This is a genomic window from Rhodococcus sp. 21391 (assembly GCF_016772255.1).
Taxonomy (GTDB): Bacteria; Actinomycetota; Actinomycetes; order Mycobacteriales; family Mycobacteriaceae; genus Rhodococcus_F; species Rhodococcus_F opacus.
The window spans coordinates 1-18,525 of sequence record NZ_CP063781.1 but is presented as its reverse complement, the minus strand read 5'-3'; the positions used below and the strand labels follow the sequence as shown (position 1 = coordinate 18,525).

Here is an 18,525-nt window from a genome sequence, read left to right as displayed (position 1 = left end):
GTTCCTCGTTTTCAGGAGACCAGGACGCGGACGGTCTCGGCGACGCACGCCGGCTTGTCCTCACCCTGGATCTCGATGGTGTATTTGACGACCAGTTGCGCGCCCTGCTTGGTGCGCTCGAACGACACGATCTCGCCGCCGGCCCGTACCTTCGCCCCGACCTTCACCGGCTGAGGGAAGCGAACCTTGTTGAGGCCGTAGTTGATCACCAGCTTCACGCCGTCGATGCGCATGAGTTCGGCGCCGAGTTTCGGCAGCAGTGACAGCGTGAGGTAGCCGTGGGCGATGGGGGCCCCGAACGGGCCCTCGGCGGCCCGCTCGGGGTCGACGTGGATCCACTGGTGGTCTTCGGTGGTATCGGCGAACCCGTTCACCCGGTCCTGGTTGATCTCGAGCCAGTCGCTGTGGCCGAGATGTTCGCCGACTGCGGATTCGACGTCGTCGATTCCCTGGAATACGCGCATGACACTCTTTTCGGGTCGGCCCGGAACCGGGCGGAAGTGGAAACGGCTAGATGTTGACGTTCTCGAACACGGCCGCGATGCCCTGCCCACCGCCGATGCACATCGTCTCGATGCCGTAGCGGGCCTGGCGGCGATCCAGTTCACGAAGCAGATTGGCCAGGATTCGACCACCGGTGGCGCCGACAGGGTGGCCGAGGGAGATTCCGGATCCGTTGACGTTGAATCGGTCTCGCATGTCGGACTCGTCGAACTTCCACTCCCGCGCGCACGCCAGCACCTGCGCTGCGAACGCCTCGTTGATCTCGAGGAGATCGATGTCGTTCAGGGTGAGTTTCGCCCGGGTGAGGGCCTTGTCGACGGCGGGGACCGGGCCGATGCCCATGCGGTTCGGCTCCACTCCGGCGACGCCCCAGCTCACGAGCCGGGCGAACGGGCGCAGGCCCAGTCGTTCGGCGTTCTCGGGGGTGGTCACGATCGCGGCGGCGGCCGCGTCGTTCTGACCGCACGCGTTGCCCGCGGTCACCGTCGCCTCCGGGTCGATGCGGGACCGGATCGGCCGCAACGCCGACAACGACTCCGCCGTGACATCACGGCGCGGGTGCTCGTCGGTGGTGACGACGAAGTCGGACTTCCCGCGCTTGCCCGGCACCGTCACCGGGATCGTCTCGGCGTCGAACAGGCCGCCGTCCTGGGCGCGGATCGCACGCGCGTGGGATTCGGCGGCGTACGCGTCCTGCTCCTCGCGGCTGATCGAGTACTCGCGGCGCAGGTTCTCCGCGGTTTCGATCATGCCGCCCTCGACGGGAAAGTTGACGCCGCCGGAGTTGGTGCGGGGCTTGGCCAACCGGTCGTGGAATTCCACCGACGCACCCTTGACGCCCCAGCGCATTCCGGTGCTGTAGAACTCGGTCTGGCTCATCGACTCGGCACCACCCGCGATCACCAGATCGCTCATCCCGGTCTGTACCTGCATGGACGCGTAAATGACCGCCTGCAGCCCGGAGCCGCAGCGACGGTCGAGTTGGATGCCGGGCACGGTGACGTCGAGGCCGGCGTCGAGCGCAGCGATCCGGCCGATGGCCGCAGCCTCGCCGTTGGCGTAGCCCTGACCGAAGATGACGTCGTCGATGTCGTCGGACGTGATCGACGTCCTCTCGATCAGGCCCTTCAACACCGTCGATGCGAGGGTGGTGACGGGGATGTCACGGTACATGCCGCCGAATCCCCCGACGGGGGTGCGGACGGGTTCACAGATCACTGCGTCGTACATGGGCTCAGAGTGCCTTCTTCGCTTCGCGGACGAGGCCGCCGCCGATGATCAGGCGCTGGATTTCGCTGGTGCCCTCGTACAGGCGCAGCAGGCGGACCTCACGGTAAATTCGTTCCACCGGAACGTCTCTCATGTATCCGGTGCCGCCGTGAACCTGCACCGCGAGGTCGGCGACCTTGCCGGCCATCTCCGTGCAGTACAGCTTCGCCACGGACGGGGCGATCCGACGGTCCTCACCGCTGACGTACTTCTGCGCCGCGTCCCGCACCAGCGCGCGGCCCGCGGACACGCCCACCTGCTGGTCGGCGAGCATGGCCTGCACCAACTGGAAGTCACCGATCGGGGTGCCGCCCTGCTTCGTGACCGCCGCGAAGGCGACGGACTCGTCGAGCGCACGCTGAGCGCTGCCGACGGCGAGAGCGGCGATGTGCACGCGGCCCCGGGCGAGCGACGTCATGGCGGCGCGGTAGCCGGCCTCCTCACTGCCGCCGACCAGGGCGGCTTCGGGGACGCTGACGTCGTCGAACGCGACCTCCGCGGTCCAGGCACCCTCCTGGCCCATCTTCTTGTCCTTGGGCCCGACCACGACACCGGCGGTGTCGGCGGGAACGAGGAACACCGCGATGCCGGTGCCGGTCTCGTCGGCGGGACGGGTGCGGGCGAAGACCACGAACAGATCGGCCAACGGTGCATTGGTGATGAACCGCTTGGTGCCGTTGATCGTCCACTTGCCGTCCTTCAGGACGGCGCGGGTGGTCAGGCCCGCCGGGTTCGACCCGGCCTCCGGCTCGGTCAGGGCGAACGACGCGACCACGTCACCGGACGCGATGCGCTCGAGCCACTCCGACTTCTGTTCGTCCGTACCGAAATTCACCAGCACTTGGCCGGCGATCCCGTTGTTGGTGCCGAACATCGACCGCAACGCCAGGCTCGTGTACCCGAACTCCATGGCCAGTTCCACATCCTGGGTGAGGTCGAGTCCGAGCCCGCCCCATTGCTGCGGGATGGCGTATCCGAACAGACCCATCTCCGCCGCCTTGCGGCGAATGTCGTCCGGAATCAGGTCCTTTTCCGCGATTTCATTTTCCCTGGGAATTACTTCCTTCTGAATAAAAGTTCTCGTCTGCGCGAGAATGTCCTTGAAGTCTTCGTCACTCACTTCGCGTTCAGCCATGAAGCTGAATATCCAGCAACCCGGCCTCGCTGTCAAGCGGGTGCCGTCGACGCGAATGCGCAGCACAGACGGCATTTACGACCCATAGGAAGAGGGAAACCGTCGGTTTCCTTCAGCGTCTTTGACCACGGCGGCCCAAGGCACTTCAATAGGTGTCAGTGCCCGGAGGAATTGGTCGGGTATATCCACGAACAATGACACTTTCCGGCGAGATGGAATTCGATATTCGACATGGTTGGCAGACCCGAGGACGCACTCCTCTACAAGGGCTACACCGTCGATCCGCACGAATTGGAACAGCTGCTGCTGTCACGACGAGGCATACTCGACGTCGTGGTGGTCGGCCGCTCCGTTCCCGGGGTCGGGGAGATGCCCGTCGCTTTCGTGGTAACAGAAACCACGGCGCGCATCACCGCCGAGGAACTGATCGAGTTCGTCGCGGCCACGGTGCCGCCGTACAAGAAGGTGCGCGAGGTGGTCTTCGTCGACGAGTTGCCCCTGTCCCCACGGGGTGCGGTCCTGCGGTCCGCGTTGCGCGACCGTCTGAACGACGTGCACGCCGAGCAGCGTACGGAGAAATGATGAATACGGGACAGGTGGAACAATGACACGACTGGCGCAGACCGCCGGGCTCACGGACACCCAGGGCGAGATCGTCTCGGCGGTACGAGAATTCGTGGACAAGGCGATCATTCCGCAGGCGCAGGAGCTCGAACATTCCGACACGTACCCGACGGCGATCGTCGAGCAGATGAAGGAGATGGGCCTGTTCGGGCTCACCATCCCCGAGGAGTACGGCGGAATCGGGGAATCCCTCCTCACCTATGCACTGTGCGTCGAGGAGATCGCGCGGGGCTGGATGAGCGTGTCCGGGGTGATCAACACCCATTTCATCGTGGCACACATGATCGCCAATCACGGCACACCCGAACAGAAGGCCCACTACCTGCCGCGCATGGCGACAGGTGAAGTGCGCGGCGCGTTCTCGATGTCCGAGCCCGAACTGGGTTCGGACGTCGCCGCCATCCGGACCAAGGCGGCCCGGGCAGCGGACGGCAACTACGTGATCGACGGCCAGAAGATGTGGCTGACCAACGGCGGGTCGTCGACGCTGGTGGCGGTGCTGGTCCGCACCGAGGAAGGTGCGGCGAAGCCTCACGACAACCTCACCGCGTTCCTCATCGAGAAGCCCGCCGGGTTCGGCGAGGTGCTGCCAGGGCTCACGATCCCCGGGAAGATCGACAAGATGGGCTACAAGGGCATCGACACCACCGAGATGGTGTTCAGCGGCTACCAGGCCGCGGCAGAGACGATCCTCGGCGGCGACCCGGGCCGCGGCTTCCGGCAGATGATGGACGGCGTCGAGGTCGGCCGCGTCAACGTCGCCGCCCGCGCGTGCGGGATCGCCCAGCGCGCGTTCGAACTCGGCGTGAAATATGCGAAGACTCGGGAGACTTTCGGTTCGCCGATCGCCGAACACCAGGCGATCGCCTTCCGGATCGCGGAGATGGCGACCAAGGTCGAGGCGGCACACCTGATGATGGTGAATGCGGCGCGGCTCAAGGACTCCGGGGAACGCAACGACGTCGCGGCCGGGATGGCCAAGTACCTGGCGAGCGAGTTCTGCTCGGAGGTGACGCAGGACAGCTTCCGGATCCACGGCGGCTACGGCTATTCCAAGGAATACGAGATCGAACGCCTCATGCGGGAGGCACCGTTCCTCCTCATCGGTGAGGGCACCAGCGACATTCAGAAACAGATCATCAGCCGCGGGCTGCTGCGTTCGTACAACTGAGGAAGGAAGAATCAATGACACTTCTCGAGGGACGGGTCGCCGTCGTCACGGGCGCGGCCCAGGGCATCGGTTTCGAGATGGCCCGGAAGTTCGCGAGCGAGGGCGCGTCGGTGGTCCTCGGTGACATGCATGCCGAGAACGTCAAGGCCGCTGCCGGAAAGCTGGAGGCCGACGGCTTCCAGGCCGTCGCCGTCGCCTGCGACGTGACCGATCCGGATCAGATGCAGAACCTGGGAAAGACGGCGCTCGACGCGTTCGGCGCGATGGACGTGTGGGTCAACAACGCCGGCATCACCCGCGACGCGACGCTGCGCAAGATGTCGCTCGCTGATTTCCGCTCCGTCATCGACGTACACCTGCAGGGCGCGTGGCTGGGCACCCAGATCGCGTCGATCGCGATGCGTGAGGCCGGCAAGGGTTCGATCGTGAACATCTCGTCGATCTCGGGCAAGGTCGGCATGGTCGGGCAGACCAACTACAGCGCCGCGAAGGCAGGCATGGTGGGCCTGACCAAGGCGGCCGCGAAGGAGGTCGCTCACCTCGGGGTCCGGGTCAACGCGATCCAGCCCGGCGTGGTGAACACCGACATGATCCGCGCCCTGCGCACCGACATCATCGAGGCGAAGCTCAAGGAGGTCCCGATGGGCCGCGGTGCCGAGCCCGAGGAGATCGCGAACGTCGCCCTGTTCCTCGCGTCCGATCTGTCCAGCTACATGACGGGCACCGTCCTCGAAGTCACCGGCGGGCGTCACATCTGACATCCGGCGGATCGACGGGTCGTACGCAGTAGTCTGCTCTGGTGGAGTCGCGTCACGTCGAGTACTTTCTCGCCACCGTCGACAACGACGGCCTCGCGCTCGCGGCCGAGGCCCTGGGCGTCACCAAGCCGTCGTTGTCGAAGGGGCTGCGCAATCTCGAGCGTGACCTCGGCGTCGAACTGTTCCACCGAGTGGGCCGCGGCCTGGTGCTCAGTGCGGCGGGAAAGGCATTCGTCGGTCCGGCGCGGAAGATCGTGCGAGACCTGGTGGCCGCCGAGAGTTCGCTCGTCGACGTCTCGGGGCTGCCGCGCGGCCGACTCGACATCTGCGCGTCGGCGCACGTCGCGGAAGGCCCTGTCACGGAACTGATCGGGTCCTTCCGCAAGCAGTATCCCGGCGTGGTCGTCCGGCTCGCCGACCTGCGGCCGGTCGACGTCATCGCGTCGCTGATCCGCGACGGACACTGCGAGATCGCCTTCAGTCATTTCCCCTTCGCTGCAGCCGGATTGACGACCCGCGTCCTCGGAATCCACGAGTACTGGCTGGTGGTTCCGCACGACGCCGAGATCGACTGGCGGGATCCGTTCCCCCTCGACGACCTTCCGGATATTCCCGTGGTGGGGCTGCCCAAGGAATCGTCGTCGCGCACCGTCATCGAGAAGGCACTGCAGGCCGCAGGGAGCCGGACGATCATGTCGGCCGTCGTCGAGCAGCGGGAAGCCGTCGGCGCGTTCGTCGTCGAGGGCGTGGGAATGTCGTTCATGGAACGCACCCTCGCGGAACGGGCAGCGGTCGGCGGAGCCCGGATCTGTACCCTCGACCCGCCGATCACCGTCCCGTACGGGGTGATCTACGACGACGCCCGGCTGTCTCCGGCCGGACGCGCGTTCCTCGATACGCTCGCGCCGTGAGCCTCGTCGAGCGCGGCGACGAACGCCGCCGCTGCGGGCGGAAGCGGATCCGGTCGATGGACGAGACCGATGGTGCGCACCTCCGGCGGTGCGAGCGAACGCACCACGACCCCCGGCAGTTCCTGCTCGGCGACGCGCCGCGGGAGCAGGGTCGCCCCCGCGCCCTGGACAACCAGTTCCCACATCGACTGACGATGCGCACACTCGACGGCGATGTTGTCCACCCGCAATCGTGGCCGCGACCCGATCTCGACGATCATCGGAATGTCGGCAAGCAGGTCGACGGGCACCGGATCGGGTAGTTCGATCGCCAGATCGGCGTGCAGCGCGAGCACGATCTCCTGTTCCCCCACCATCCGGAACTCGAGCCCCTGGTGGTCGACGAGCAGTTCGGTGAGCCCGAGGTCGCACTCACCCGACCGGACCGCGCGGCCGACGCCGTCCGGAACGTCCGCCGACACCGTGGCCAGGACCACGCGCGGGTACTGTCGATGAAACCGGCCGACGATCCGCGGAAGCGGATCGGCAGCAAGAGAATTGAGAACTGCGATCGTCAGCATGCCGGACCGCAGTTCGGCGACGTCGTGCACGACGGCCCGCGCCCGCTCCACATCGGCGAGAACCTGCCGCGCCGCGTGCGCGAACGACGTGCCCGCCGGGGTGATCCGCAGCTTCCGTCCTCCACGATCGAACAGTTCGACACCCAGATCACGCTCGAGAGTTCGGATCGCCTGCGACAGCGACGGCTGCGCGATGAACAATGCCCGCGCGGCCTCGGTGATGCTGCCGTGATCGGCCACGGCGACGAGGTACTCGGCGTCCCGGATGTCCACCAGTCGAGTCTAGCGGCCACGCAGTTCACCGAAGCCACGGCCGGTCGACTAGATGCGCAACTAAATTGAAGGCCTGCGACCGCCCCGTTTCACAAGATCGCAACCACACTAGACTGATGGTATATTATGTCTAGTTTCGTGTCCAGAAAGGTGCAACCCTCGATGCCGTTGCATGACAGATCAAGGCGACAGCAACTCCCGGAGGAAGTTGCCTCGTACGTACGCGAGATGATCATTTCCGGCGACGTGCGTGCAGGCGATTTCCTCCGCATCGAACGGATTGCCGAAGCGGTGGGAGTCAGCACGACGCCCGTCCGCGAGGGGCTCCTTACACTCCGGAGCGAAGGCTTCGTCGAATTGGCCCCCCGTCGAGGCTTCGTCGTGGCCCCGTTCACGAAGCAAGACGTGCGTGACCTCTTCTGGGCTCAGGCGCAACTGGCCGGTGAACTGGCTGCCAGGGCCGCGAAGAACATCACCCCCCAGCAGATCGCCGAACTCGAGGGAATCCTCCAGCAGCACCAGGACGCCATTGCCCAGGGCGACACGGAACGTGTCGCCTCCCTCGGTCACGCGTTCCACCGCAACATCAACCTGACCGCGGACTCTCCTCGCCTCGCCAGACTCCTGGGCTCCGTCGTCACGAATCTTCCGGACCGCTTCTACGCCACCATCGAGGGCCAGATCACCACCACGCAGCAGGAGCATCCCGTCCTAATCGAAGCCTTGCGCAAACACGCGAGCAAGAGAGCAAAGACTCTCATGGAATCACACATTCTGGACGGCGCGGATCACCTGATCGAAGGACTCGAGCAGCGCGGGCTGTGGGATGCTGACGACGCGGCGAACGCGGGCTGATCCGCGGTCTGTCGCCCGTCTCCGTTCTCAGCGCCGTGCGCGCTGCACCGTTTCCGAGGGTCGGAATCCGAACCGCGCTCGGTATTACTGAGCGAACCGACCGGAATGGAAGAACTCCACCTCGCCGCGACATCGGTGGCAGAACCGCTGCGCCGCAATCGACTTCGCGATGAACCTGGCCGAGCCGAACGCCACGCAGGTAGGCGGGGGGTGTCGGGGGGATTGACCTGGAGGAACTCGGCACTGCCAAGAAAGGGAGCCGCTGGGGCAGAGGAAAGCCGTCCGATACGGACTGGTCCGCTCGGTAACTGCACCCACCGATGTCGTCGGCGTGCTCGCGGTCGTACACGGCTTCGATGACGGCATCCGCGTCCGCATCGCTCACCACCCCATGGGTGTTGTGGCGGAACGAACGGTGTCGTTCGAGGCCGCTCACGATTTGCTAGGCCGACTCGGCGCTCTCACGCTCGGCGGCCGCCAGCACAGCCTCGACCACCAGATCGCAGATCGTCCGACGATCGATGCTGGTCAGCTCCGCGATGTGGGCGCGGGCCGTCGGATACTCGCCGTCGGGAAGATGCGCGTAGATGCGCGTCCATGACGCGGCGTCCTTCGCCTGGATCTCGGGGTCCAGGGTGGCGAGTACGGCGACCTGCCCGGCGAGCCCGAGCGTGGCGTCGGCGAATGCCCGGTAGTACCGGACCGTGGCTTCGCGTGATAGGCCCGACCTCGCGAACGTCTCGAGGATCAGCTCGACCATTCGGCGCTCTGCCGGACCGCCCGTCGTGCGGGCGAACGTCAGCGCCGCGATGGCAGGTGAGCGGACCGCGGTCGCCCAGATCCGATCGGCGATGCGCCGCAAGGTGTCCTGCCAGTGCTCGCTGTCGGGCACCTCCCCGATCTCCTCCAGTTCGACCGCGGTCGCATGGTCGTAGACGGCCAGTAGCAACTCGTCCTTGTCGCGGAACAGCCGGTACAGAGTCGTCGCATCGACCTTCAGTTCCTCGCCGAGGCGACGCATGGTCAACCCGGCTGCGCCGTCACGCTGAGCGAGTTCGAACGCGGCCTTCACCGCGGCTTCCTGCTGCAGCCCCTTGCGTTCACGCCGCGTCGTCCGCGCCGGCGGTGTGGCGCGAGCGGTGTCCTACATGGCACCGAGCCTGGTCATGATCATCTTCGGCGTCATCGCGGTCGTCAGTGCCGGCACCGCGCCCACGGCGTTCCTGGTCGCGATCGGGGCGATGCTGCTCACCGCACTGAGCTACGCACGGCTGGCGCGCATCTACCCGGTCTCTGGTTCGGCGTACTTCTACGCCCGCCGCAACCTCGGCTCGGCGGCCGGGTTCCTGGTCGGATGGGCGATCCTGTTGGACTACCTGTTCTTGCCGATGGTCGCGTGGCTGGCGCAGTCGATCCTGCTCAACGCACAGTTCCCGGCGGTTCCGATCTGGCTGTGGATGTTGATCAACGCCGGCTTGACGACGGCGATCAACGTCATCGGGATCGCACTCGCCGATCGTCTCAACCGGCTGCTACTCGCCGTCTCCACCATCTTGGTACTGCTCTTCTTCGCGTACTGCGTCAGGTTCCTCGTCGGCAATCCGGTCGCCTCCTACGGCGAACCGTTCTGGATCCAACAGCACGGTCGTCGGCATCTCCGCGGCAGCGGCGATCGCGGCGTACTCGTTTCTCGGTTTCGACGCGGTGACCACACTCGCCGAGGAGACCAAGGACGCCGCGCGAAACATCCCCCGGGCCATCATCTGGATCGTCTCGATCGGCGGCGTCATCTTCTTCGTCGTGGCATATGTCGTGCAGCTCGTCCACCCCGGCGACATCTTCGACGATGCGCAGGCCGCGTCGTACGCGATGTCGGTGCAGGTCGGTGGTCAGTTCTTCGCCGATTGGACCAATCTCGCGGAAATTATCGCAGGATCGGCATCCTGCCTGGCCGTCCAGCTCAGCTCGAGCCGTCTGCTGTTCATCATGGGCCGCGACGGCGTGCTACCCCGCCGAATGTTCGGAACACTCAACGGCCGTATCCGAACTCCCGTGTTCTGAGTGCTCGTCACGGGCAGCATGTGCTTCCCCGGTATGAACATGCCGCTCGAAACCGCGACGGGATTCATCAGCTTCGGCGCGTTCACGGCCTTCACCGCAGCCAACCTCTGCGTCATCGTGTACTACCTGCGGAACTACGCCACACAGCGGTTGAGTGCGGTCCGCTTCGTGGTCGTGCCGCTCGTCGGCGCCGTCGTGACGCTGTACATGATCACCCAGCTCAGCGAGCATGCGCTGGTCTCCGGACTCTCCTGGTTGGCTATCGGAATCGTCTACCTCGTCTGGCTTACACGCGGCTTCCGCCGGCCGACGCCCGAAATGAGCTTCACCCACGAGCAGGCGGTCATCGTCGCCGCCGAACAGAGCAGCGAGGCCGTGAAATGATCGATACCAAGTCTTCTGTCAGCCTTGTGGATTGGCAGAACCCACCGATCAACCGGTACACCTTCGGCCGAATGCGGCAAGTCGTGCCGACGGCACGGGTGGCTGCCGGATCGGCGCCACTGCGACTCACCGACGGCGACTCGCTCGATCTCGATCTCCCCGTCGGCACCGAAACACTCCGTTCGATACTCGACCGCACCTACACCGACGGATTCATGGTCCTCCACAACGTCCGCGCCGAGCTGTACCCCGGAGACCTCGAACCCGACCGGACGCACATGCTGTTCTCGGTCAGCAAATCAATCGTCGGAACCGTCGCGACGAACTTGATCGCAACCGGTCTGCTGGACCCGGAAGCCGCCCTCACCGAGTACATTCTGGAACTTGCGAACTCCGGCTACGCGGGTGCCACCGTGCGCCATATCCTCGACATGCGTTCCGGCATCCGATTCTCCGAAGAATACCTGGAACCGGGCGCCGAGGTGCGCTACCTCGATCAGGCCGTGGGCTGGATTCCGCGCGTCGACGATTGGGTACCGCCGTCGCTCTACCAGTTCCTTCCGATGCTGAAAGCGGCTCGCCCCCATGGCGGCCCTTTCGAATACCGCTCGTGTGAAACGGATGTACTCGGCTGGGTGTGCGAACGCGCCGCTGCCGACCGTATGCCGGCACTGCTGTCGCGGCTCCTGTGGTCGAAGTTCGCCGGCGACGACATGGATGCCGGGGTAGACCGTGCCGGACCCGTTTTCGCGGACGGCGGCCTCGCCGCGACGCTCCGGGACGTTGCGCGATTCGGTGAGCTGCTCCGCCGCGGCGGACGCATCGACGCCGAACAGGTCGTGCCCGTGCACTGGATCGACGATTCCCTTCGTGGCGCGCCCGATTCGCATGAGGCATATTCTCAATCGCCGACCGGAGCGCCGTTCCCGGGCGGAATGTACCGAAATCAGTTCTGGATTCCCCACCCCGATCGGCGTGTGCTGTTGTGTCTGGGCATCTACGGTCAGTTCATCCACATCGACATCGATCGGGGCGTCGTCGTCGTGAAACTGTCGTCCTGCCCGACACCGGTGAACGATGAACTGGGCAACGCCGCATTCGCCGCGGCCGAGGCCGTCGCCGCGGCGTCGGCCTGAACGGTCACAGCATCCGCCGTCGATCAGTACCGTCCGTTCGCCGGATTGCCGCCGCCCACTGCCTCGCCGGCGAGTTGCCGCCGGAGGAGGTTGAGTGCCGCGTGCTGGAGGAGGAGTACGGCCTCGACGGTCGTCCCGAGGATGCGTGCCACCTCGACGGCCGGGAGGCGGTGCGCGAGCCGGAGTCGCAGCACCGTCCGGTGGCGGTCGGGGAGGGTGTTCATCAGGGTCGCGGACCCGGCCGCCTCCTCGTCGTCGATGTTCACGACAGGCCTTTCTCTCGGATCGCACCACTGTCGCCGACCTGATGTCCCAGGTGGAAGGGACCAGCGTCCCGACAGTCCGGGATCCTGCCGACACGGCTCCGACGGTCCGCCCGACGCTTTACGCTGAACGGCATGGCCGCTCTTCGCGCGGAGTGGATCAGGATCTGGCGCAACCCGGCAGACACCCTTGCGACCGTCGCGTTCAACGCCGTCCTGATGATCGGGGCCTGGTTCCTGCTCCCCCGGAACTGGTTGTTCGAGTGGACCGGACCGTCGGGTTTCGCCCTGGCCCTCGCCGGCTGGATGTACGCCGACGTCACCGCCACCAACGTGCTGGCACCGGACCGCGAGCGCGTTCTCGCCGCACTCGACGACCGGGACGCGCTGGGTGCGTTGCTCGCCGCCAAGGCGGTGGCGCTGTGGATGTTGATCGCCCCGATCTGCGCGACCATCGCGATCGCCGTGGGTGTCGTCGAGCAGGACTGGCTGTTCACGGCGGTGGTGGTGGTCGCGGTGGCGCTGTGCCCGTTCGGTGCACTCGCCGGGTCGAGTCTGGTCGGGGTGTTCTTCCCGTACCACCAGCGGTCGTTGCGGTGGCGGTGGGAGCAACGCGCCCGGTGGCGCACCGTCGTCGTCCGGTGGCTGATCCTGCTGGTGGTGCCGTACGGGGTGTTCCCGGCGTTCTCGGTGGCGATCGCCGTCGTCCCGGTCGTGCTGTGGCGCCTCGTGCGACCGGCTGATGTGCACACGCGGATCGGCACCGCGGACTTCGCTCTGTGCGTCGCCCTCGCCGTCGTCGTCTCCGCGCTGATGTGGGTGGCGGCGCGTCGAATCGCCGTGTCACGCATACAACGCCACGAACCGTTGGCGGCCTACCTGCGCGACCGGGACAGGGGCTGAGCCGAATCCGTGCCGGTGTCCTCCACGACGGCGGCGCCGCGCGCCACCGCGGCCTTGACGACGGCGATCAGGGCGACGACGAGGACGGCGGTCACGTTCCGGTCGGCGTCGAGGTATTCGCCGAGCACCACGAAACCGAGCAGCGACGCCGTGAGGGGTTCCATCACCGTGGTCGCGGGCAGCGACGCCTGCAGCGCTCCGACCTGAAAGGCCGACTGCCCCGCGATCGCCGCGGTGAGGGCGGACGCCCACAGCCAGTCGGCGCGTGTGACCGTGCGCCCGGAGAACCGGGCACCGAGCGGCAACGCGAACAGCAGCGACAGCACGGAGTCGGTCACAGTCATTCACTGTAAGTGCAGAATGTCCGGTTCGCCCCGCGACGTGAGCGCCGAAGCGCACCCCCGGACACATCGCCGCTCACCTGCGCAGGTGAGTGGGAAAGCGTGCCGGGGCACACGATGCCACTCACGTCAGGAGAGATGCTTCGGCTGGGGGGTCGACTTATGGAATCGGTCCGATCCGACCTCGTCCTGGCTCGCCTCCGGCGGGCATTCGGCGCTGTATTTGCCGGCGTGTTCCAGGGAGACGACGACGGACTTCGACGTGGGACAGTTGCTGCCGGCCGCCGTGGAATCGAGCGGGACGAGCGGGTTGGTCTCCGGGTAGTAGGCGGCGGCCGAACCCCGGGGCGTGTCGTATTCGACGATCCGGAAGTCGTGGGCGCAGCGGACGCGGTCGTCTTCTGCCCAGTGTGTGAAGAGGTCGACCATGTCGCCGTCGTCGAATCCGAGGGCGGCGATGTCGTCGCGGTGCAGGAAGATCACGCGGCGGCCGCCCTCGATTCCGCGGTAGCGATCGCTGAGCCCGTAGATCGTGGTGTTGAACTGATCGTGGCTGCGGATCGTCTGCAGGATCACGTGCCTCGGGGGCACCTGCAGCACCTCGATCGGGGACACCGCGAATTCGGCGCGCCCCGAATGGGTGGGGAACGTGCGGGAATCGCGCGGCGGGTGCGGCAGAACGAATCCACCCGGTCGCCGGACGTTCACCTCGTACCCCTCACAACCGGGCACCACCCGTGAGATGTGCAAGCGGATGTTCGCGTAGTCGTCCCGCATCTTCTTCCACTCGAGACCGTAGCGGTCGCCGATCGTGGCCTCGGCAATGCGGGTGACGATACCGACCTCCGAATCGAGGTGCGGGCTGGCCGGTTTCAACGGACCACGGGAGGAGTGGACCGAGCACGTCGAGTCCTCGACCGAGATGAATTGCGGCCCACCGGCCTGGACGTCCTGCTCGGTGCGCCCCCGCGTCGGCAAAATCAGGGCGGTGTCACCGCACACGAGATGCGAGCGGTTGATCTTCGTCGAGACGTGGACGGTCATTCGGGTCTTGCGCAGTGCGGCGGCGGTGACGTCGGTGTCCGGGGCGGCCTGGACGAAGTTGCCGCCCAGCCCGAGGAAGAAGTGCGCCTTGCCGTCACGCATCGCCCGGATGGAATCGACGGTGTCGTAGCCGTTCTCCCGGGGCGGGTCGAAGTCGAACTCCTTCGCGAGCGCGTCCAGGAAGTGTCGCGGCGGACGCTCCCAGATCCCCATCGTGCGGTCGCCCTGCACGTTCGAGTGCCCGCGCACCGGCAGCAGCCCGGCACCGGGTTTGCCGATGTTTCCCTGGGCGAGCGCGATATTGGTGACTTCCTTGATGATCGCCACCGAGTTGTGGTGCTGGGTGAGTCCCATCGCCCAGCAGAACACGGTGGCGTCCGAATCCCGCAGGAGTCGGGCGGCGTCGGTGATCTGTTCCCGCGACAGCCCGGTCGTGCGGGTGACGACGTCCCAGTCGATGTCGGTGACGTGCTGCTTCCACAGCTCGAATCCGATCGTGTGCTGGTCGATGAACTCGTGGTCGAGGGCATCCCACTCGACGAGCAGCGAGCCGAACGCCTGGAGCAGCGCGAGGTCGCCGTTCAGCGCGATGGGCAGATGCATGTCGGACAGGTCGGTACCCGGGCCCACCATGCCGCGGGGCGTCTGCGGATTCTTGAAGTTGACCAGGCCCGCCTCGCGGAGCGGGTTGATCGAGAGGATCTTCGCGCCGTTCTGCTTCGCCTTCTCCAGCGCCGACAACATTCGCGGATGGTTGGTCCCCGGATTCTGGCCCTCCAGCACAATGAGTTTCGCCTGATAGACGTCGTCCATCGTGACGCTGGCCTTGCCGATGCCGATCGACTCCTGCAGCGCGATGCTGGTCGATTCGTGACACATGTTGGAACAGTCGGGCAGATTGTTCGTCCCGAACGCGCGGACGAACAGCTGGTACGCGAACGCCGCCTCGTTGGACGCCCGGCCGGACGTGTAGAAGATCGCCTCGTCCGGACTGTCCAGGGCGTTCAGCTGATCCCCGATCAGGGCGAAGGCCTCGTCCCATTCGATGGGCTCGTAGTGCGTTCCTCCGGGCCGCTTCACCATCGGATGCGTGATCCGGCCCTGCTGCCCCAGCCAGTGCTCGCTGTGGCAGTCGAGCTCGGCGATACTGTGGCGGGCGAAGAATTCGGGTGTCGCGCGGTCGCGGGTGGCCTCTTCCGCCACCGCCTTGGCGCCGTTCTCACAGAACTCCGCGGCGTGCCGGTGGCCCGGCTCCGGATCGGGCCACGCGCAGCTCATGCAATCGAACCCCTCGGCCTGGTTCAGTTGCAGCAACGTCTCGGCCGTGCGGACCACGCCCATGTGCTCGAGCGCGCGCTTCATCGACACGGCGACAGCGGTCGGGCCTGCCGCGTGGCCCTTCGGGGGCCGCACCTCGAGATCGGCCTCGTCGTAGTCCCGTTCCTCGTCCGTGTGTCGCATCATTCAGCCTTTCGTCAGGGCGACCTCCCCACCAGTCGACCGAGATAGTCGATGACGTCGTCGGCCGCGGTGGCCGCGGCGGTGAGCGCGACGTACCCGTCGGGCCGCACCACCACCAGCGTGCCACCGTGTGCCCCGTATGCGCTGCGCGCCAAACCGCGGTCGTCGACGACGTCCACGCCGGGACCGCGGGAATCGCCCACCACCACGTACTTCACGTCGTCGGGCGCGTCTTCGGCCAGGGTCTGCAGGATGTGCCGGGAGCCGCCGCCGAACCCGAGGACCGTGAAGTGCGTCCCCCGGAACACGTCGAACAGTCGCAGCGGCGTGCCGTCGGGGCTCAGGCAGGGCGCGTCGGGTGCGCGATCTCCGGCGCGCAGACCCGTCGTCACGTCCCCATCCCGCGACAGCGAACTCCACGGGTAGCCCAGACCGAGTTGCTGGCCGTCTTCGGTCACCGCGCCCGCAAACCCCTCGGAGTCCTCGCGCCCGAGGTTCGAGGCCACCTTCTGCAGTCCCGCGCTGCTCACCCCGAGCGTCCAGCGCGCGAGCGGCAATCGTTCCTCCTGGTACGTGTCGAGGAGCGACGGGTCCGCGGAGCCGGCCAGGACGAGAGCCAGTTTCCACCCGAGGTTGTAGGCGTCCTGGATTCCCGTGTTCATCCCGAGCCCACCGGCCGGCGGATGAACGTGGGCCGCATCCCCGGCCAGGAACACCCGACCGTCGCGGAAGCGGTCCACCATCCGCACGTTCACATGCCAGGTGGACAGCCACGTCGGTTCGGACAATCGCACGCCGGGGCCGCAGGCGATGTCGTCGAGAACCCGCTGGAAGTACTCGAGCGACGGTTCGGGCAGGTTGCCCTCCTCGTCGAAGTCCGCGAACGGCACTCCCTGGAACTGCCAGGAGTTGATTCCACGGAACGGGCACAACGCGACGAACCCCCGCTCGGGGTGCGTCCACTGGTACCAGCGATCGGGGACCAACCCGTCGACGGACACGTCGCCGAGGAGCATGCCCTCGATGCCGCCCGTCCCCTCGAACGACACCCCGAGCGCCTTGCGCACCGCGCTGCGCCCGCCGTCGCAGCCGACCAGGTAGCGCGCCATGACGGTCCCGCCGCCGGCGAGCCGGACGGTCACCTTGTCGGTGGTCTGCTCGAAGCCGACCACCTCGACGCCGCGCTCCACGTCGATCCCGAACTCCGACAGTCTTTCTCGCAGGATCTGCTCGGTCCGCCACTGCGGGATCATCAGACCGCCGTCGTACGGCCGATCGGGCGTGGGGCTCAGGTCCGCGTGCGGGTCGCTGTCGCGCACCACCTGGCCGCGCACCGCGACCCGGCTGGGGAGGTGCCGGAACCCCGCCTCGACGATCTCGTCGACGATGCCGAGATCGTCCATCACTTCCTGGCTGCGCGCGGTCAATCCCTTTCCCCGCGAACCCGCGAACGGCTCGGGCGACTTGTCGAGGATCCGCACCTCCGCGCCCCGTCGCGCCAGTTCCAGCGCGAGCGTGAGCCCGGTCGGACCGGCACCGGCCACCACTGCCTCGGTAGGGCTCATGGCGTCATCGTATTCGCGACGGCACCGATCCGGCGGGAAAGTCGCTGCACAATCGTCGACGAAGGTTCCCGCTCACCGGTCTCGCGGAGTGATCCTCTCGCTCAGAAGTTTCCGCGGGCGGCTTGTTCGCGTTCGATGGCTTCGAAGAGGGCTTTGAAGTTGCCGATGCCGAAGCCGAGGGAGCCGTGGCGTTCGATGAGTTCGAAGAACACGGTGGGGCGGTCGACGAGGGGTTTGGTGAAGATCTGCAGCAGGTAGCCGTCTTCATCGCGGTCGACGAGGATGCCGCGTTTCTGCAGTTCGGCGATCGGGGCGCGGACGTTGCCGATCCGGGCCCGCAGTTCGGGGTCCTCGTAGTAGGAGTCGGGGGTGGCCAGGAATTCGACGCCCTCGGCGGTGAGCTGGTCGACGGCGGTAAGGATGTCATTGGTGGCCAGCGCCAGGTGCTGGGCGCCGGGGCCGCGGTAGAAGTCGAGGTATTCGTCGATCTGCGAGCGCTTCTTGGCGATGGCGGGTTCGTTGAGCGGGAACTTGACCCGGTGGTTGCCGTTGGAGACGACCTTGCTCATCAGCGCGGAGTAGTCGGTGGCGATGTCCTCGCCGACGAATTCGGCCATGTTGGTAAAGCCCATGACCCGGTTGTAGAAGTCGACCCAGTGGTCCATCTTGCCGAGTTCGACGTTGCCGACGACGTGGTCGAGGGCCTGGAACAGGCGTTTGGGGGCGCCGTCGCGTTTGGTGTGCGACGACGTGCGGGCGATGTAGCCGGGCAGGTAGGGGCCGGTGTAGTTGCTGCGGTCGACGAGGGTGTGGCGGGTGTCGCCGTAGGTGGCGATCGCGGCGAGGCGGACGGTGCCGTGCTCGTCGGTCACCTCGTGGGGTTCGTCGAGGACGGTGGCGCCCTGGGCGCGGGCGTGGGCGATGCATTTGTCGACGTCGGGGACGGCGAGGGCGATGTCGACGACGCCGTCGCCGTGGGTGCGGTGGTGCTCGATCAGCGGACTGTGGGGGTCGACGGCGCCCTGGATGACGAAGCGGACGGCCCCGGATTCGAGGACGAAGCTGTGGTGGTCGCGGTTGCCGGTGGTGGGTCCGGAGTAGGCGACCAGGGTCATCCCGAACGCGGACTGGAAGTAGTGGGCGGTCTGGGTGGCGTTGCCGACCACCCAGACGACGGCGTCCCAGCCGCTGACCGGGAACGGGTCGCGGGTGCCGTCGTATTCGACGAGCCCGACCAGCTGCTCGAGCTGGCCGAGGTCGAGACCTGCCAGGCGTTCCTTGTCGGTGAGAGTCTGCTCGATCGTCAT

19 protein-coding genes and 1 pseudogene are annotated in these 18,525 nt (G+C 66.6%); 10 read left to right on the top strand and 10 right to left on the bottom strand.

What is annotated here, in order from left to right:
• Positions 1 to 11: 11 nt before the first annotated feature.
• From GO592_RS00090 to GO592_RS00080, 3 genes are read right to left on the bottom strand one after another with little or no spacing between them, the layout of a single operon-like run.
• Positions 12 to 464, bottom strand: coding sequence for a MaoC family dehydratase (locus tag GO592_RS00090; protein ID WP_007301800.1), 453 nt, complete (start codon positions 462 to 464; stop codon positions 12 to 14).
• 46 nt (positions 465 to 510) lie between these two features.
• The gene (locus GO592_RS00085) at positions 511 to 1,734 is read right to left on the bottom strand and encodes an acetyl-CoA C-acetyltransferase (protein WP_007301801.1); all 1,224 of its coding nucleotides are present in this window, start codon (positions 1,732 to 1,734) and stop codon (positions 511 to 513) included.
• Positions 1,735 to 1,738: 4 nt separating this feature from the next.
• Positions 1,739 to 2,908, bottom strand: a complete 1,170-nt coding sequence (locus tag GO592_RS00080; protein WP_007301802.1) for an acyl-CoA dehydrogenase family protein — start codon at positions 2,906 to 2,908, stop codon at positions 1,739 to 1,741.
• A gap of 231 nt (positions 2,909 to 3,139) precedes the next feature.
• On the opposite strand from GO592_RS00080, the gene GO592_RS00075 reads away from it, so the two are divergent.
• Genes GO592_RS00075 through GO592_RS00060 form a run of 4 tightly spaced genes read left to right on the top strand, consistent with a single transcriptional unit; the run spans position 3,140 to position 6,372 of the window.
• Complete coding sequence (locus tag GO592_RS00075; protein ID WP_007301803.1) at positions 3,140 to 3,490, top strand: AMP-binding enzyme; 351 nt, start codon at positions 3,140 to 3,142, stop codon at positions 3,488 to 3,490.
• A 22-nt stretch (positions 3,491 to 3,512) separates the two neighbouring features.
• Entirely contained in the window at positions 3,513 to 4,703 is a 1,191-nt protein-coding gene (locus GO592_RS00070) for an acyl-CoA dehydrogenase family protein (RefSeq protein ID WP_007301804.1), read from the top strand.
• A gap of 14 nt (positions 4,704 to 4,717) precedes the next feature.
• The gene (gene fabG / locus GO592_RS00065) at positions 4,718 to 5,461 is read left to right on the top strand and encodes a 3-oxoacyl-ACP reductase FabG (RefSeq protein ID WP_007301805.1); all 744 of its coding nucleotides are present in this window, start codon (positions 4,718 to 4,720) and stop codon (positions 5,459 to 5,461) included.
• 41 nt (positions 5,462 to 5,502) lie between these two features.
• Positions 5,503 to 6,372, top strand: coding sequence for a LysR family transcriptional regulator (locus GO592_RS00060; RefSeq protein ID WP_007301806.1), 870 nt, complete (start codon positions 5,503 to 5,505; stop codon positions 6,370 to 6,372).
• On the opposite strand, the gene GO592_RS00055 is transcribed toward GO592_RS00060, so the two are convergent.
• Positions 6,312 to 7,205, bottom strand: coding sequence for a LysR family transcriptional regulator (locus GO592_RS00055; RefSeq protein ID WP_007301807.1), 894 nt, complete (start codon positions 7,203 to 7,205; stop codon positions 6,312 to 6,314). The genes GO592_RS00060 and GO592_RS00055 overlap by 61 nt on opposite strands.
• A 126-nt stretch (positions 7,206 to 7,331) precedes the next feature.
• Between GO592_RS00055 and GO592_RS00050 the strand changes: the two genes are divergently transcribed.
• A complete protein-coding gene (locus GO592_RS00050; RefSeq protein ID WP_082325095.1) occupies positions 7,332 to 8,060 on the top strand; it encodes a GntR family transcriptional regulator in 729 nt (242 codons plus the stop codon).
• Positions 8,061 to 8,502: 442 nt separating this feature from the next.
• Here GO592_RS00050 and GO592_RS00045 read toward each other — a convergent pair whose 3' ends face one another.
• Positions 8,503 to 9,132: a TetR/AcrR family transcriptional regulator gene (locus GO592_RS00045; protein ID WP_007301809.1), complete on the bottom strand. Its 630-nt coding sequence runs from the start codon at positions 9,130 to 9,132 to the stop codon at positions 8,503 to 8,505.
• Between the two features lie 76 nt (positions 9,133 to 9,208).
• On the opposite strand from GO592_RS00045, the pseudogene GO592_RS46205 reads away from it, so the two are divergent.
• The 4 genes and pseudogenes from GO592_RS46205 to GO592_RS00035 form a co-directional block, all read left to right on the top strand.
• Positions 9,209 to 9,598, top strand: a pseudogene (locus GO592_RS46205) (amino acid permease); the annotation flags it as partial.
• Positions 9,576 to 10,121, top strand: coding sequence for an APC family permease (locus GO592_RS46200; RefSeq protein WP_337952689.1), 546 nt, complete (start codon positions 9,576 to 9,578; stop codon positions 10,119 to 10,121). The pseudogene GO592_RS46205 and the gene GO592_RS46200, both read left to right, overlap by 23 nt.
• Positions 10,122 to 10,505 carry a hypothetical protein gene (locus GO592_RS43975; protein ID WP_237720676.1) on the top strand — a complete coding sequence of 128 codons (384 nt, stop codon included), beginning with the start codon at positions 10,122 to 10,124 and terminating at the stop codon, positions 10,503 to 10,505.
• Positions 10,502 to 11,641, top strand: coding sequence for a serine hydrolase domain-containing protein (locus tag GO592_RS00035; RefSeq protein WP_039953143.1), 1,140 nt, complete (start codon positions 10,502 to 10,504; stop codon positions 11,639 to 11,641). The genes GO592_RS43975 and GO592_RS00035 overlap by 4 nt, the downstream gene beginning before the upstream one ends.
• Before the next feature lie 23 nt (positions 11,642 to 11,664).
• On the opposite strand, the gene GO592_RS00030 is transcribed toward GO592_RS00035, so the two are convergent.
• Positions 11,665 to 11,907 carry a sigma factor-like helix-turn-helix DNA-binding protein gene (locus GO592_RS00030; protein WP_007301811.1) on the bottom strand — a complete coding sequence of 81 codons (243 nt, stop codon included), beginning with the start codon at positions 11,905 to 11,907 and terminating at the stop codon, positions 11,665 to 11,667.
• A 132-nt stretch (positions 11,908 to 12,039) separates the two neighbouring features.
• Between GO592_RS00030 and GO592_RS00025 the strand changes: the two genes are divergently transcribed.
• Positions 12,040 to 12,807, top strand: coding sequence for a hypothetical protein (locus tag GO592_RS00025; protein ID WP_007301812.1), 768 nt, complete (start codon positions 12,040 to 12,042; stop codon positions 12,805 to 12,807).
• Here the strand turns inward: GO592_RS00025 and GO592_RS00020 are convergent.
• From GO592_RS00020 to hppD, 4 genes are all read right to left on the bottom strand, one after another.
• Positions 12,780 to 13,151, bottom strand: coding sequence for a DMT family transporter (locus GO592_RS00020; RefSeq protein ID WP_237720678.1), 372 nt, complete (start codon positions 13,149 to 13,151; stop codon positions 12,780 to 12,782). The genes GO592_RS00025 and GO592_RS00020 overlap by 28 nt on opposite strands.
• Positions 13,152 to 13,277: 126 nt before the next feature.
• Positions 13,278 to 15,653, bottom strand: a complete 2,376-nt coding sequence (locus GO592_RS00015; RefSeq protein ID WP_039953169.1) for an FdhF/YdeP family oxidoreductase — start codon at positions 15,651 to 15,653, stop codon at positions 13,278 to 13,280.
• Positions 15,654 to 15,667: 14 nt separating this feature from the next.
• Positions 15,668 to 17,218, bottom strand: coding sequence for an FAD-dependent oxidoreductase (locus GO592_RS00010; RefSeq protein WP_039953145.1), 1,551 nt, complete (start codon positions 17,216 to 17,218; stop codon positions 15,668 to 15,670).
• A 101-nt stretch (positions 17,219 to 17,319) separates the two neighbouring features.
• Complete coding sequence (gene hppD / locus GO592_RS00005) at positions 17,320 to 18,525, bottom strand: 4-hydroxyphenylpyruvate dioxygenase (protein WP_202715088.1); 1,206 nt, start codon at positions 18,523 to 18,525, stop codon at positions 17,320 to 17,322.